This window comes from Blastococcus sp. SYSU DS0541, assembly GCF_054050875.1.
On record NZ_JBJHAD010000009.1, the window covers coordinates 78,982 to 91,037 of the forward strand.

Consider the following 12,056-nt stretch of genomic DNA (forward strand, 5'->3'; position numbering starts at 1 on the left):
GTACGGCCGGGGACCGACGATCCGGGCCGGATCAGAGCGCGGGCGGTGCGCCCCGCAGCCGGACGACGGCGGCGCGGAAGTCGCGGCGGCCGACCGCGCGCCAGGCGGTGCGGACGGCGGGGGAGAGGCCGGCCAGCACGCGGGCGCGGTCGATCGCCGAGGCGTCCTCGAGCAGCAGGCCCAGCACCAGCATCTGCTCGCGGCCCGAGAGGCTCGTGCCCGCCGCGCGGCACACCGCCGTCCACTCGCCGGCCGGCAGGTGCTCGGCCAGCAGCGGCAGCAGGTCGGCCTCCTCCGCCGCGGTCGACCCCGCCACGGCGTCGGCGACCCGCAGGCAGGCGCGCAGGAATGCGTCCCGCGCGGGCGGGGCGCCGGTCACCGCCCACTGCCGCGCCACCGTGGTCAGGTCGCGCAGCCGGTTGTCCAGCAGCGAGGTGCGGCCGGTCCACGCGACGACGTGCCGCCGGGCGCGCTCCTCCGCGGCGGAGGGCAGGGAGCGGAACAGCGCGGGCCACAGCCGCTCCCGCTCGACGGCGTGGTGCTGGAGGAGCACCCGCGCGACGAGGTCGGCGTGCCCGGTGAGCTCGGCGACGCGGGCGGCGTCGTCGGTGGTCACCCACGAGGCGAGCTCGGCCAGCAGCCGGAGCTCGCGGAGCACGGCCCGGTGCAGCACGCGCTGGTAGGCGGTGGCCGCGGTGCCCGGTGTCGCGGGCGGGGCCGGCGGGGTCAGGGCCGGCGGCGCGACGGTCGGGGCGGGGCGGGGGAGGACCGCGGTGGTCATGGCACCTCGTCGGGTCGGGTGGGAGCAGTGGGGTCGACGCTAGGGAGGGAGGCGTCCCGGGCGACAGGGACCGGTGTCCCGGACCTCGGGGGACCGGCACCCGGGACCGCGAGGCACCGACGCCGGTGACGCAGCCCCGGGCGCCGGGGATCAGCCGGAGGCGCGGGACAGCCAGCCGGCGGCGGCCATGCCGAGGCCGAACAGGATCGTGCCGGGGATGATGCTCCAGCCCTCGGCCGGCATCGCCGGTACGAGCAGGGCGCCGACGGTGATGCCGGGGATCGCCAGCGCCACCCACAGGGGCAGCAGCCGGTGGCGGATCGCCGCGATCGCGAGCAGCGCCGGGCCGATCATGTTGGCGAAGCCGGCGACCATCGTGAACGGCAGCGTCGCCTCCTCGATCACGTGGAAGGCGTGGTGGTCGAACAGCGGCCGCACCCACGCCTCCAGCACCGCGCCGGCCGGGATGAGCACCTGCCCGAGCCACAGCACGCCGAGGCCGATGACGGCGAGCCGCGAGCCGGCGAAGCGGCGCACCAGCACGCCGAGCGAGGCGGCGATCAGCAGGGCGCCGAAGCCGAACAGCACGTGCGCGAGCACCCAGGTCGGCGCCTCGGTCGCGGCGTCGTCGTGGGTCATCGGGTGCAGGGCGTTGCCGACGGCGAACAGCGCCCCGCCGACGACCAGGCTCATCGCCTGCAGCGCGTCGCCGGGGCGGTGGTCGCGCAGCACGGGGGTGGAGGTGGGGGCGGGCAGGGACGGTGCGGTGGTCATGGCGTTCCTCGGACTCGCGGTGCGTCGGGTCGGGCGACCCGGTCGGCCCCGACCCTCACCGGCCGTACTTGCCGACCGCTGAAGGCCGACTTGTCGCCACCGCGACAAGTCACCGGCAAGCGCGCGCACCCAGGGTCGGCGCACCGCCCGATCCCGAGGAGCTACGCGATGACCACCCCGCCCGTCCCCGTCACCCCCCGCACCGCCGGCGACCCGCGCCCCGACACCCTCGGCATGCGGCTGGCCCACCGGTCGATGCTGCGTGACGCCCGCCGCCTCACCGACCTGCTCCAGCAGATCGCCGCCGCCGGCACCCCGGTCGACCGGGGGCGCGCCACGCACATCGCCCGGTACGTCGGCGACTACTGCGACTCGGTGCACCACCACCACTCGGTCGAGGACGACGTCCTGTGGCCGGTCCTCGCCGCGTCCGCCGGCTCGCACGTCGACCTGACCGAGCTCAGCGACGACCACTCCGCCCTCGACCCGCTGCTCGACCGCATCCGCGCCGGCGCCGCCGCCTTCGCCGCCCGGCCGGCCGACGAGGACGCCGCCACGGCGCTCGCCGTCGACCTCGCCGAGCTGCGCGACACCCTCGAGGAGCACATCGCCGACGAGGAGGCCTCCGTGCTCCCGGCGATCGAGGAGCACGTGTCGGTCGGCGACTGGGCCGCGGTCGAGGCCCGCATCCGGAAGCGCGCGACGCTCTCCTTCGAGGTGCCGCGCGTCGTCGACGTCGTCACCCCCGAGGAGCGCGCGACGCTGCTCGCCGACGGCGGTCTCGCCGTCCGGCTGATGCTGGCGCTGCTCGTCCCGCCGTTCCGCCGCCGGGAGCGCCGGGTCTTCGGGGGATGAGTCAGAGGCCGACGGCGGCGAGCTCCGCGGTGAGCCGCCGCCGGACCTCGGCCGCACCGGCCCGGTGCCGCGCCGCCGCCTCCGGGTCCCCGAGGCGGTCGGCGACAGCGGCCAGGGCGTCGTCCACCGGACCGACGACAAGGGTGCCGGAGTCCAGGCCGCCGATCCGCCCCTCCCACGGCAGCAGCTCCGCGTACGCGGCGGCCGCGGCGTCGACGTCCCCGAGCCGCGCCGCCGCGTGCGCGCGCAAGGTCGTCGTCGCCAGCCAGTAGTAGTCGCGCGGCACCGGTCGCCGCGCGGCCCAGGCGGTGCGCGCCTCCTCCGCGGCGCCCACGTCCAGCAGCCCGAGGACGACGGCGTCGGTGAGCGCACCCGGCAGCGCGCCGTGCAGCCAGCGCAGCTCGCCGGCCGAGGCGGAGACGTCGCCGCGCGCCCAACCCGCGACGAACCGGCCCACCATCGCCATCAGCGCGCCGTTGGCCGCGCCCGCCTCGGCCAGCCGCGCGGCGACCGCCTCGTACCGGGCGACCCCGTCGTCGAGCCGGCCGGCCAGCACCAGCAGCGCCCCGGAAAAGGCCCCGAGCGCGCCCAGCACGTGCCCCAGCTGTCCGCTCCCCGAGAGCGCGACCGCCATGTCGACATGTCGCCGAGCCGACGCGAGGTCCGTGCGCGCGGCCGCGGCCAGGTGCAGCAGCCAGTGCGCCACCGCCTGGAAGTCCGCGGACCCGTCGGCCGCGGCGAGCGACAGCAGCTCCTCGGCCACCGGCTCCCGCTCGGCGGCGAGGTCGGGCCCCAGTGCAGCGAAGGCGCGGGCGTTCAGCGCCCCGCAGAGCAGCCGCCCGGCGTCGGGCAGTCCCGCATCGGCGCACCGCCGGGCCAGCGACACCGCCTCGGCGCTCACCGCGTGCGCCTGCGCGTCGTCGCGCCCCTCGACCTCGCGGAACAACGCCAGCAGCAGCCGGCACCGGAGGTCCTCGGGCAGCCCCTCCCGCGCGACCGCGGACAGCAGCGGGTCGAGCAGCCGGGGGTCCTCGAGACCGTCCTCGCGGACCGTCCAGACCAGCGGCGCGTCCCAGGCGGCGAGTGCGGCGAGCTCGAGGTCGTCGCGGCCGAGCCGCCGCGCGGTGCCGACGGCGGTGCGTTGCTGCTCCCGCGCCGCCACCGCGTTGCCCGCCCGCGCGTGCGCGGAGATCGAGGGCAGCAGGAGCGCGAGCAGCGCCTCGTCGCCGCCGGACCGCGGCCCGGCCAGCTCGTGCATGCGCACCGCGGTCGCCCACTGCCGCGCGGCGTCGGAGTGCGCGCCGAGCTCCTCGGCCTCCCGCGCGGCGGCCACCACGTACGGCACGGCGGCCGCCGCCGTCGAGGGCCCGGCCGCGGCGACGGCGTGGTGGGCCAGCGTGGTGGCGTCGGCGTCCCGCCCCTCGAGCGCGACCAGGGCCGCGGCGTGCACGCGGGCACGGCGCATGAGCGGCAGGTCCTCGTAGAGGGTGTCGCGCACCAGCGCGTGGCTGAAGCGCACCTGCCCCGGCCCCGGCTCGACGAGCAGCCCGGCGAGCACGGCGGTCTCCAGCGCGTCGAGCAGCTCGTCGGGGTCGTGCCCGGTCACCGCGGCCAGCAGGTCGACGTCGGTCTCGCGCCCGAGCACCGCCGCCTGGCGCAGCGCCGTCACGGCCGGCCCGGGCAGCCGGTCCACCCGCCGGCGCAGCACCTCCCGGACGCCCACCGGCACGCCCGTCCGCGCCGCGGCCGCGCCCTCCGAGACGATCAGCCGGGTCAGCTCGCGGACGAACAGCGGGTTGCCGCCCGTGCGCTCCCGCAGCAGCCTCAGCAGGTCGGTGTCGGCGCCCGGTAGCCCGAACTCGCGGGCGAGGACGGCCACCCCGGCGTCGTCCAGGCCGTGCAGCGTCAGGTGGGCGCTGCTCGCGGCGGCCAGCGCCGCCCGGGTGGCGCGGAGCCCCTCGCCGTCCTCGGTGCCGCGGAAGGTGCCGACGACGAGCACCGGCTCGCCGGCGAGCTGGTCGACCACCTGCCGGAGCAGCTGCAGCGTGAGGTCGTCGGCCCGGTGCAGGTCGTCCAGCACCACCAGCAGCGGCTGCTCCTGCGCCGCCGTCCGCAGCCGCTCGGCGACCGAGCGGGCGAGCCAGAAGGCGTTGCCGTCCCCGGGCAGCTCCGCGTCGGGGCCCAGGCCGCGCAGCACCTCGCTCCACGCCCAGGCCGGCGGGGCGCCGTCCACCTCCGGGCAGCGGCCCCAGGTCGCCCGCCAGCCGCGGGCGGTCAGCGCGCCGGCGACCGCCTCGACCAGCGTGGTCTTGCCGGCGCCCGCCTCGCCGCCGACCCAGGCCACGCGGGCGCCGTGGCGCGCCTCGTCGGCCGTTGCCAGCAGGCGGCCGAGCTCGGCGGTGCGGCCGATCGACGGGGGAGCGGGTTCGGGCACCCGGGGGGCCACGGGGCGCGCGGGCGGGACGGCCGACGGCGCGTCCAGCGCCGGGTCGTGGTCGAGCACGGCCGCCTCGAGCTCGCGGAGCTCCCGGCCGGGGTCGACGCCGAGCTCGTCGGCGAGGTGCGCCCGGGCCCGGCGGAGCACGCCGAGCGCATCCCCCTGGCGGCCGCCGCGGTACAGCGCCAGCGCCAGCAGCCGCACCGCCCGCTCGCGGCCGGGGTGCGCGCGCACCAACCGGTCGAGCTCCGCGACGACGGCGGCCGCGCGGCCCAGGTCGAGGTCGGCCTCGGCCCGGGCCTCCAGCGCGGTGACCCGTAGCTCGTCGAGCCGGGCCACCTCGGGCGCCGCCCAGCCGGTGTCGGCCACCTCCGCGTAGGCCGGGCCGCGCCAGCAGGCCAGCGCCCGGTCGAGGAGCTCCCGGCGGGCGGCGGCGTCCGGCTCGCCCTGCGCCCGGGCGACCAGGTCGGCGAACAGCCAGGCGTCGACCGCCTCGCGCGGCAGGTGCAGCGCGTAGCCGGGGGCGCGGCTGACGAGCACCGTCGCCTCGGCGCGGGTCCGGCGGGTGGGCTCCAGGGCGCGGCGCAGGTGCGAGACGTGCACCTGCAGGGAGGCCAGCGCCTTCGGCGGCGGCTCGCCGTCCCAGAGGTCGTCGACGATCCGGTCGGTGGAGACGACGTGGCCGCCGGCGACCGCGAGCCGGGCCAGCACCGAGCGCTGCCGCGGCCCGCCCAGCACCGCGGGCGCGCCGGCCACCGTGGCCCGCAGCGGACCGAGGAACGACAGCGCGACGGGCGGTGCGTCGGGATGCGTCGTGGCCATGGCGGGGCGAACCTAGCGGACGCGCGACCGGGTGCCCCGCGCTTTCTGCCAGGCTGTCCGCGTGCCGCCCGTCCGCAGCTCCGGGATCCTGCTCCACCGCCGCGGCGCCGGCGGCGTCGAGGTGCTGCTCGGCCACATGGGCGGGCCGTTCTGGGCGCGGAAGGACGACGGCGCCTGGTCGATCCCCAAGGGGGAGCACGACCCGGAGGAGGACGGCGAGGCCGCCGCGCGCCGGGAGTTCGCCGAGGAGCTCGGCTCCCCGGTGCCCGCCGCGGTGCTGCACCCGCTCGGCGAGGTGAAGGGCCGCAAGCTGCTCGCCGTCTGGACCGGTGAGGGCGACCTCGACGTCGACGCCGTCGTGAGCAACACCTTCCCGCTGGAGTGGCCGCCGCGGTCCGGCCGCGTGCAGGAGTTCCCGGAGGTCGACCGGGCCGCCTGGTTCGACCTCGCCACGGCGCGGGCGCGGATCGTGCAGGCCCAGTTGCCCTTCCTCGACCGGCTGGAGGCCCACCTGGCCGGCTGACCGGCCGGGCCGTGCACGGCGGACCACCCCGCCGGACAGCGCCTCACCCACTCCTGACCTGGCCCTGTGGACCCGCGGGTACCGAAATGATCACCAGGTCCACCTGCGCTGATCGCCCTCCGTGACGACGCGCACGGACGTGATCTGAGCGAGATCGACGACCGGCCCACGGCGCACAGCCCCCTGGCAGGTTCCCCCGCGTTCCACGGGGGTGTCGATCGAGGGAGAGAAGATGCGGTACATCAAGGCGGCGGCGGGTGCAGCCGCGGCCATGGCGCTGGTCGTCGTGTCACCGACGGCGGCCGGTGCCGACGACGGCAAGGGGCACGCCCCGGGTGGCGACGTCACCACCGTCGTCGGAGGGCTCGACGGACCACGGCAGCTGAGCGAGTACAAGGGTCGCCGGCTGATCGTCGCCGAGTCCGACACGGGGGAGGTGACCTGGATCGACCCGCGCGGAGGACGGTCCCAGACCATCCTGTCCGGCCTGGGCAACGCCCAGGGCGTGGACTACGTGCGCGGCCTCATCTACGTCGCCATCGGCGAGTTCGCCGGTCCGCCGGAGGCCGGTGAGGGCCTGCCCAGCCAGCAGCTCGTGGAGGCCACGCCGGGTGGGGAGATCCTGCGGACCTGGGACCTCCTGCAGTACGAGCTGGACAACAACCCGGACGGCCAGCAGCAGTTCGTCGGCGAGGAGCCGTTCGAGACGCTGTCCAACCCGTTCTCGGTGCTCGCCCAGCCCCACCGCATCCTCGTCTCCGACGCGGGCGCGAACGCCGTCCTCTCCATCGACCGGAAGTCCGGCGAGATCAGCACCTTCTTCGTCCCGCCGGTGGTCACCGACGTCGACGGGTGCGCGGAGGCGTTCAACAACCCGGACACCGTCGGGTGCGACCCGGTGCCCACGGAGATCACCGAGGGGCCGGACGGGAAGATCTACGTCGGCACGCTGGGCGCCGAGGTGCCCGGGGCGGCGCGGGTCTACGTGCTCGACCAGCACGGCCACCAGGTCGACGTGATCGAGGGCCTGACCAGCGTCACCGGGGTGGCCGTGGACCACAAGGGCACGGTCTACGTGTCCAACGTGCTCGAGGGCATGCCGATGGGCGAGGGCCCGCCGCCGGCGGACCTCGACCCGTCGACGGTCGGCGAGCTGACCCGGATCGAGCGGGACGGCGACCGCGCCACCGCGCAGGTCACCATGCCGACCGGCCTGGAGATCGAGGGCGGGCACCTGTACGCCTCGGCGTGGAGCATCGCCGGCTTCCTGGGCATGCCCTCGGCCGGTGAGATCCAGCGGGTCGGCCAGGGCGCCTTCACGGCAGCGACCCCCTGATCCGGCGGTAGGACCGCGAGGGCGGTCGGGGTGCCCGCGGGCTCCCCGGCCGCCCTCCCGGCCGCCGGGGTGGGATCAGGGGAAGCCGGCGTGCGGGACGGTGACCTCCGTCGACACCAGCACCGCCTCCCGCGCCGGTGCGCGGGTGTGCTCGTAGAAGTCGGGGGCGCAGCACAGCAGCAGCGTCCGGCCGTCCTCGCCACCGAGCGCGCAGGCGTAGGTGCCCAGGCCGTCCGGGGCGGCGACCTCGTCGACCACCTGCCCGCCCGGCGCGACCCGCAGCACCCGCGAGCCGAAGCCGTCGGCCACCCAGACGTGCCCCTCGGCGTCCAGCGTGCAACCGTCCGGGGCGACGACGACCTGGCCCATCAGCTCCTCGATCGAGCCGCCCACCGGCTCCGGGCCGAACTCCACCCACGTGCGCCGCGGGCCCAGCGAGCCGTCGGCGGCGACGTCGAAGGCCGAGAAGCGGTTGCCCCAGGTCTCGCCGACGATCAGCGTCCCGCCGTCGGGGGTGATGACCGAGCCGTTCGGGAAGCGCAACCCCTCGGCGACGACGGTCACCGTGCCGTCGGGGTCGACCCGCTTGAGCGACGCCGCCGCCGGCGCGCCGCCGCCCATCAGGTCGAAGCCGAAGTCGCCGACGTACGCCCGGCCGACGCCGTCGACCACCATGTCGTTGAGGTAGCCGCCGCAGACCCCGGAGAGGTCGGCGTGGGTGGACACCTGGCCGTCGGCGACCCGCAGCAGCCGCTGGTCCTTCATCGACACCACGAGCAGCGAGCCGTCGGGGAGCCAGCCCAGCCCCGAGGGCTGGTTCTCCACCTCGAGGACGACGGTCTCCGGGCTCCCCGGCGTCACCCGGCTCACCGTGTGCCGGTAGAAGTCCGACGCCCACCACTGCCCGTCGTGCCACCGCGGACCCTCGAAGAAGGAGCCGCCCTCCAGCACCGTCCGGAACGCTCGATCAGCCATGCCGCCGGACGCTACGACCATCCGGGCGGGCGCACGAGCCCGCCACCTCCCGTTTTCCGCCGCGGCGGGCTGGGCACGGGTCCGGGCATGGCCACGGAAGACGCGCACCGGTGAGCGTCCGGAACCTCCTCGAGCGGGCGGTGAGCCGGGTCGAGCGGATGGAGGTGCTGGACGCGCCGAGCTACCAGGTCGAGCACGGGATCTCGCTGACCTTCCTGCTGGCGGGCCGCTACGCCCGCCCGCTGCAGGACCTGCTGCACGGCGTCTGGTTCGGCCACCCCCTGCACCCGTTCCTCGTCACCGTGCCGATCGGCGCCTGGGGTGCGGCCGCGCTGCTCGACGGGCTCGACGCCACCGGCCGCGGCGGCCCGGGTACCGGCCAGGCGGCGCGCACGGTCGTCGGGTTCGGGATCGCCGGCGCGGTGGGCGCCGCCGCGACCGGCATGACCGACTGGCAGCACGCCCACGACGAGGCGCGCCGCGTCGGTCTGGTGCACGCCGCGCTCAACAGCACCGCGCTCGCGCTGCAGACGTGGTCGTTCGTGGACCGGGGGCGTGGGCGCGCGGTGCGGGCCCGGGTCACCGCCGCCGCGGGCTACGCGATCGTCCTGGCCAGCGGCTACCTGGGCGGTGCGCTCTCCTACCGGCACCGGCTGGGTGTCGACCACTCCGCGGCCGGCCGGTCGCCCCGCCGGTTCACGCCGGTCGCCCGCCTCGCCGACCTCCCCGACGGCGAGCCGTTCGGCGTCGACGCAGACGGTGTGCCGGTGGTGCTGATCCGCACCGAGGACGAGGTGCGCGCGCTGGGCGGGCGCTGCCCGCACCTGGGCGGCCCCATGGCGGAGGGGTGGCTGCACCGGGACGAGCTGGTGTGCCCGTGGCACGGGTCGCGGTTCGACCTCGACACCGGGGAGCCGGCGCAGGGGCCGTCCACGGCGCCGCTGCCCTGCTACGACACCCGCGTCCGCGACGGCGCGGTGGAGGTGCGGCGGCGGGCCCGCTGGCGCACCCCGACGGCCGTGACCACGGTGGAGGAGGCGTCCCGGTGAAGGCCGACGAGGTATTGATCGCGCACCACGACGTGCTGCGCGGGCTGCTGCGCGAGCTGGCGGAGACGACCGAGGGGCAGGCCGCCCGCCGGGAGGAGCTCCGGGACGAGTTCCTGCGCGAGATCGAGATCCACGCCCAGATCGAGGACGAGCTCTTCTACCCCGCCGTCCCCGACGTCTCCCCGTTGCTGGCCCTCGCGCACGCCGAGCACCGGCAGATCGACGACCAGGTCGCCACCGTCATGCGCATGGACGTCACCGACCCGGAGTTCGCCACCGAGGTGCGCATGCTGGAGAAGACGGTGCGCCACCACACGATGGAGGAGGAGGAGCGGATGTTCCCCCAGTCGCACGCGCTGGGGGAGCAGCGCCTCGAGGAGCTCGGTGAGCAGCTGCGCGCGCGGAAGCAGGAGCTGGCCGAGTCCGGCGGGATGCGGCTGATCATCCGGCTCAAGCGCGCCACCCTGCGCCACCTGTAGCCGCGCGGCGGGCCCCCGGTCGTGCGCGGACGACCTGGGACCCGCCGTCGCAGGCGCTCAGACGATGCGGCGCGCGGTGTTGTAGCCCCACATGCTGTCGACGGGCACGACCGCGACCGGGTTGCCGAAGGTCGAGGAGTGCACCATCAGGCCGTCGCCGATGTACATGCCGACGTGGCCGACCGGGTCGTAGAAGAAGATCAGGTCGCCGGGCTGCAGGGAGGCCCGGTCCACGTAGTGGCCGGCGGTCGACTGGGCGCGGGAGGTCCGCGGGATCTCGATGCCCGCCGCCTGGTAGGCCGACCAGGTGAGACCGGAGCAGTCGTAGCCCCCCGGGCCGGTGCCGCCCCAGATGTAGGGCTTCCCCTGCTGCGCCAGCGCCGTGTCGACGGCGACCTGCGCGGCGTGGTTGGGGGCGACGGCGGTGGTGGTGACGACGGTGCCGGTGCCGCCGCCGCCGTCACCGGTGGAGGCGGTGGCGGTGAACGGGGTGAGGGCGATCCCCGCACCGGTGAGGAGCGCGAGCGCCGCTCCGCGGAGCGAGCGACGGGTGGTGGTCGTACGAGTGGTCGTCATGGACGACGGTTTCTCCTGTTCTCCGACAACCGCCTACCGGGTGAGCTGACGGGTTCGGGCGGGGAACGCGCCCGGCGCCCCGGACAGGCCGGTGGCGCTTCACCCCACTACTGCGGTGGGTCCCCGGTCCGGGCTCCGGCGTGCGCCGGCGCCCGGTTCGGCGGTGTCCGTCCGGGTGTCACCGGGGGCGGTGACGGGGGAGCCCGGCCGGACCGGCGACGACGCTAGGTCGGTCACGGAAAGGTCACAAAGCGGCCGACACGCCACCCGTGGGGGTCGCGGGGCGGAGTCCGCGCGGGGCTCCGGACCGCGACTCGCGAGCCGACCACGGGAGATCCGTCGGCCCCGGACGGGCCGCCTCGGCACCGGGTTACCGACCGTGTGCGGCCCTGTACTTCTCCGGACAGCGGCGCTCCTGCACTCTGCGTGCTCGGCCACTCCGACCTCGTAGCCAATTCCTCAGCCGACGTCGCAGCCGCACAGGCAGTCCTCGACGTGCACCGGCCGGCCGCTCCGGTCGTCGAGCTCGTGGCATGCCGGTGGGCACGCGCACGACCAGCCGTCGTCGAGGTGCCGGAAGGCTCCCGACTCGAATCGCCGCCGGAGCTCCTCCTGCCGCCGTCGGGCGGCGGCCGCCCGACGGGCCGCGGTGCGCTCCTCCGGGGAGTCGCCGGGCCGGGGGACGAGGTGGTCGTCCGGGCGGTCGCGCTCGCGGTCGGCGGGGTCCACCCAGGGGCATCGACGGTCGAAGGTGTACGTCGGTCGTGGTCGCCGGGGCTGGTGCTCCCACCGCGAGGCGCGCTCCTCGCTCAGCATCGTGTCGAGATGGGCGGGGAACCGTCGGCCGACCCTGTCGCGGACCGTGCCCGCCGCCATGCCCGCGACCGGTCGTCCCGCGTCATCGAGCAGGCCGAGCCGGAGGCCGGCAAGCGCCGCGGCGGCCGCGAGCATCCCGGCGTCCATGCCACGGTCACCGGATTCCACGGCCGCCACCGTGGACTTGGAGACGCCCAACCGAGCCGCCAGTTCCCGCTGGGACAGGTCCGCCCGGCGGCGGATCCGCCGCACCAGACCGCACAGGTCGAACTCCGCCGGCCCACCGTCGTCGGTCACCGGCCGAGCCTCTCCACCGGAGGCGGTGCGGCACGACCCCTGGTGTCCATCTGTGGACAGTCGCCCTCTGCCCACACCGGCGGGGCAGAGGGCGACTGTGCCCACTCCGGCGGGGCAGAGGGCGACTGCGCCGGGGAGGTTTGGGTGGCGCGCTCACTCTCTGCCCACTCCGGCGGGGCAGAGGGCGACTGTGCCAGCGAGGTGTCGGTCGGGCGCTCACTCTCTGCCCACTCCGGCGGGGCAGAAGGCGACGTTCTCCGGCGAACCTGTGCGGGCTGAGCGGCGGAGCACCCGGCCGCGGTGACCGGGGCCACAGTGGCGTCCGGGGCGCGTGCG

At 76.5% G+C, this 12,056-nt stretch carries 11 protein-coding genes and 1 riboswitch; of the genes, 5 read left to right on the forward strand and 6 right to left on the reverse strand.

From position 1 onward, the window contains the following. Window positions 1-31: 31 nt before the first annotated feature. Window positions 32-781 (reverse strand): hemerythrin domain-containing protein, encoded by a 750-nt coding sequence (locus tag ACI794_RS11795; protein ID WP_456616458.1) that lies wholly within the window; start codon window positions 779-781, stop codon window positions 32-34. A gap of 150 nt (window positions 782-931) precedes the next feature. Further along, the gene (locus tag ACI794_RS11800; RefSeq protein ID WP_456616459.1) at window positions 932-1,555 is read right to left on the reverse strand and encodes a hypothetical protein; all 624 of its coding nucleotides are present in this window, start codon (window positions 1,553-1,555) and stop codon (window positions 932-934) included. Window positions 1,556-1,723: 168 nt separating this feature from the next. Here ACI794_RS11800 and ACI794_RS11805 point away from each other — a divergent pair, with 168 nt between their 5' ends. Further along, a complete protein-coding gene (locus tag ACI794_RS11805; RefSeq protein WP_456616460.1) occupies window positions 1,724-2,410 on the forward strand; it encodes a hemerythrin domain-containing protein in 687 nt (228 codons plus the stop codon). Window position 2,411: 1 nt separating this feature from the next. Here ACI794_RS11805 and ACI794_RS11810 read toward each other — a convergent pair whose 3' ends face one another. After that, on the reverse strand, window positions 2,412-5,669 hold the full coding sequence (locus tag ACI794_RS11810) for a BTAD domain-containing putative transcriptional regulator (protein ID WP_456616461.1): 3,258 nt from the start codon (window positions 5,667-5,669) through the stop codon (window positions 2,412-2,414). A 61-nt stretch (window positions 5,670-5,730) separates the two neighbouring features. Here ACI794_RS11810 and ACI794_RS11815 point away from each other — a divergent pair, with 61 nt between their 5' ends. Both ACI794_RS11815 and ACI794_RS11820 read left to right on the forward strand, forming a co-directional pair. After that, a complete protein-coding gene (locus tag ACI794_RS11815; RefSeq protein ID WP_456602733.1) occupies window positions 5,731-6,192 on the forward strand; it encodes an NUDIX domain-containing protein in 462 nt (153 codons plus the stop codon). 232 nt (window positions 6,193-6,424) lie between these two features. Then, the gene (locus tag ACI794_RS11820; RefSeq protein WP_456602732.1) at window positions 6,425-7,528 is read left to right on the forward strand and encodes a ScyD/ScyE family protein; all 1,104 of its coding nucleotides are present in this window, start codon (window positions 6,425-6,427) and stop codon (window positions 7,526-7,528) included. Between the two features lie 75 nt (window positions 7,529-7,603). On the opposite strand, the gene ACI794_RS11825 is transcribed toward ACI794_RS11820, so the two are convergent. Beyond that, on the reverse strand, window positions 7,604-8,503 hold the full coding sequence (locus ACI794_RS11825) for an SMP-30/gluconolactonase/LRE family protein (RefSeq protein WP_456616462.1): 900 nt from the start codon (window positions 8,501-8,503) through the stop codon (window positions 7,604-7,606). A gap of 110 nt (window positions 8,504-8,613) precedes the next feature. Here ACI794_RS11825 and ACI794_RS11830 point away from each other — a divergent pair, with 110 nt between their 5' ends. After that, window positions 8,614-9,552: a Rieske 2Fe-2S domain-containing protein gene (locus ACI794_RS11830; RefSeq protein ID WP_456616463.1), complete on the forward strand. Its 939-nt coding sequence runs from the start codon at window positions 8,614-8,616 to the stop codon at window positions 9,550-9,552. Continuing rightward, window positions 9,549-10,031, forward strand: a complete 483-nt coding sequence (locus ACI794_RS11835; protein ID WP_456616464.1) for a hemerythrin domain-containing protein — start codon at window positions 9,549-9,551, stop codon at window positions 10,029-10,031. Before ACI794_RS11830 ends, ACI794_RS11835 begins: the two co-directional genes overlap by 4 nt. 57 nt (window positions 10,032-10,088) lie before the next feature. On the opposite strand, the gene ACI794_RS11840 is transcribed toward ACI794_RS11835, so the two are convergent. After that, window positions 10,089-10,607, reverse strand: coding sequence for a C40 family peptidase (locus tag ACI794_RS11840; RefSeq protein WP_456616465.1), 519 nt, complete (start codon window positions 10,605-10,607; stop codon window positions 10,089-10,091). A gap of 15 nt (window positions 10,608-10,622) precedes the next feature. Next, window positions 10,623-10,780: riboswitch (cyclic di-AMP (ydaO/yuaA leader) on the reverse strand. A gap of 286 nt (window positions 10,781-11,066) precedes the next feature. Next, window positions 11,067-11,720: a helix-turn-helix domain-containing protein gene (locus ACI794_RS11845; protein ID WP_456616466.1), complete on the reverse strand. Its 654-nt coding sequence runs from the start codon at window positions 11,718-11,720 to the stop codon at window positions 11,067-11,069. Between the last annotated feature and the right edge of the window lie 336 nt (window positions 11,721-12,056).

Excerpts from the sequence above, each read along its gene's own strand:
- ACI794_RS11795 (WP_456616458.1), bottom strand. The coding sequence starts at position 781 with ATGACCACCGCGGTCCTCCCCCGCCCCGCCCCGACCGTCGCGCCGCCG.
- ACI794_RS11800 (WP_456616459.1), bottom strand. The coding sequence starts at position 1,555 with ATGACCACCGCACCGTCCCTGCCCGCCCCCACCTCCACCCCCGTGCTG.
- ACI794_RS11805 (WP_456616460.1), top strand. The coding sequence starts at position 1,724 with ATGACCACCCCGCCCGTCCCCGTCACCCCCCGCACCGCCGGCGACCCG.
- ACI794_RS11810 (WP_456616461.1), bottom strand. The coding sequence starts at position 5,669 with ATGGCCACGACGCATCCCGACGCACCGCCCGTCGCGCTGTCGTTCCTC.
- ACI794_RS11820 (WP_456602732.1), top strand. The coding sequence starts at position 6,425 with ATGCGGTACATCAAGGCGGCGGCGGGTGCAGCCGCGGCCATGGCGCTG.
- ACI794_RS11825 (WP_456616462.1), bottom strand. The coding sequence starts at position 8,503 with ATGGCTGATCGAGCGTTCCGGACGGTGCTGGAGGGCGGCTCCTTCTTC.
- ACI794_RS11840 (WP_456616465.1), bottom strand. The coding sequence starts at position 10,607 with ATGACGACCACTCGTACGACCACCACCCGTCGCTCGCTCCGCGGAGCG.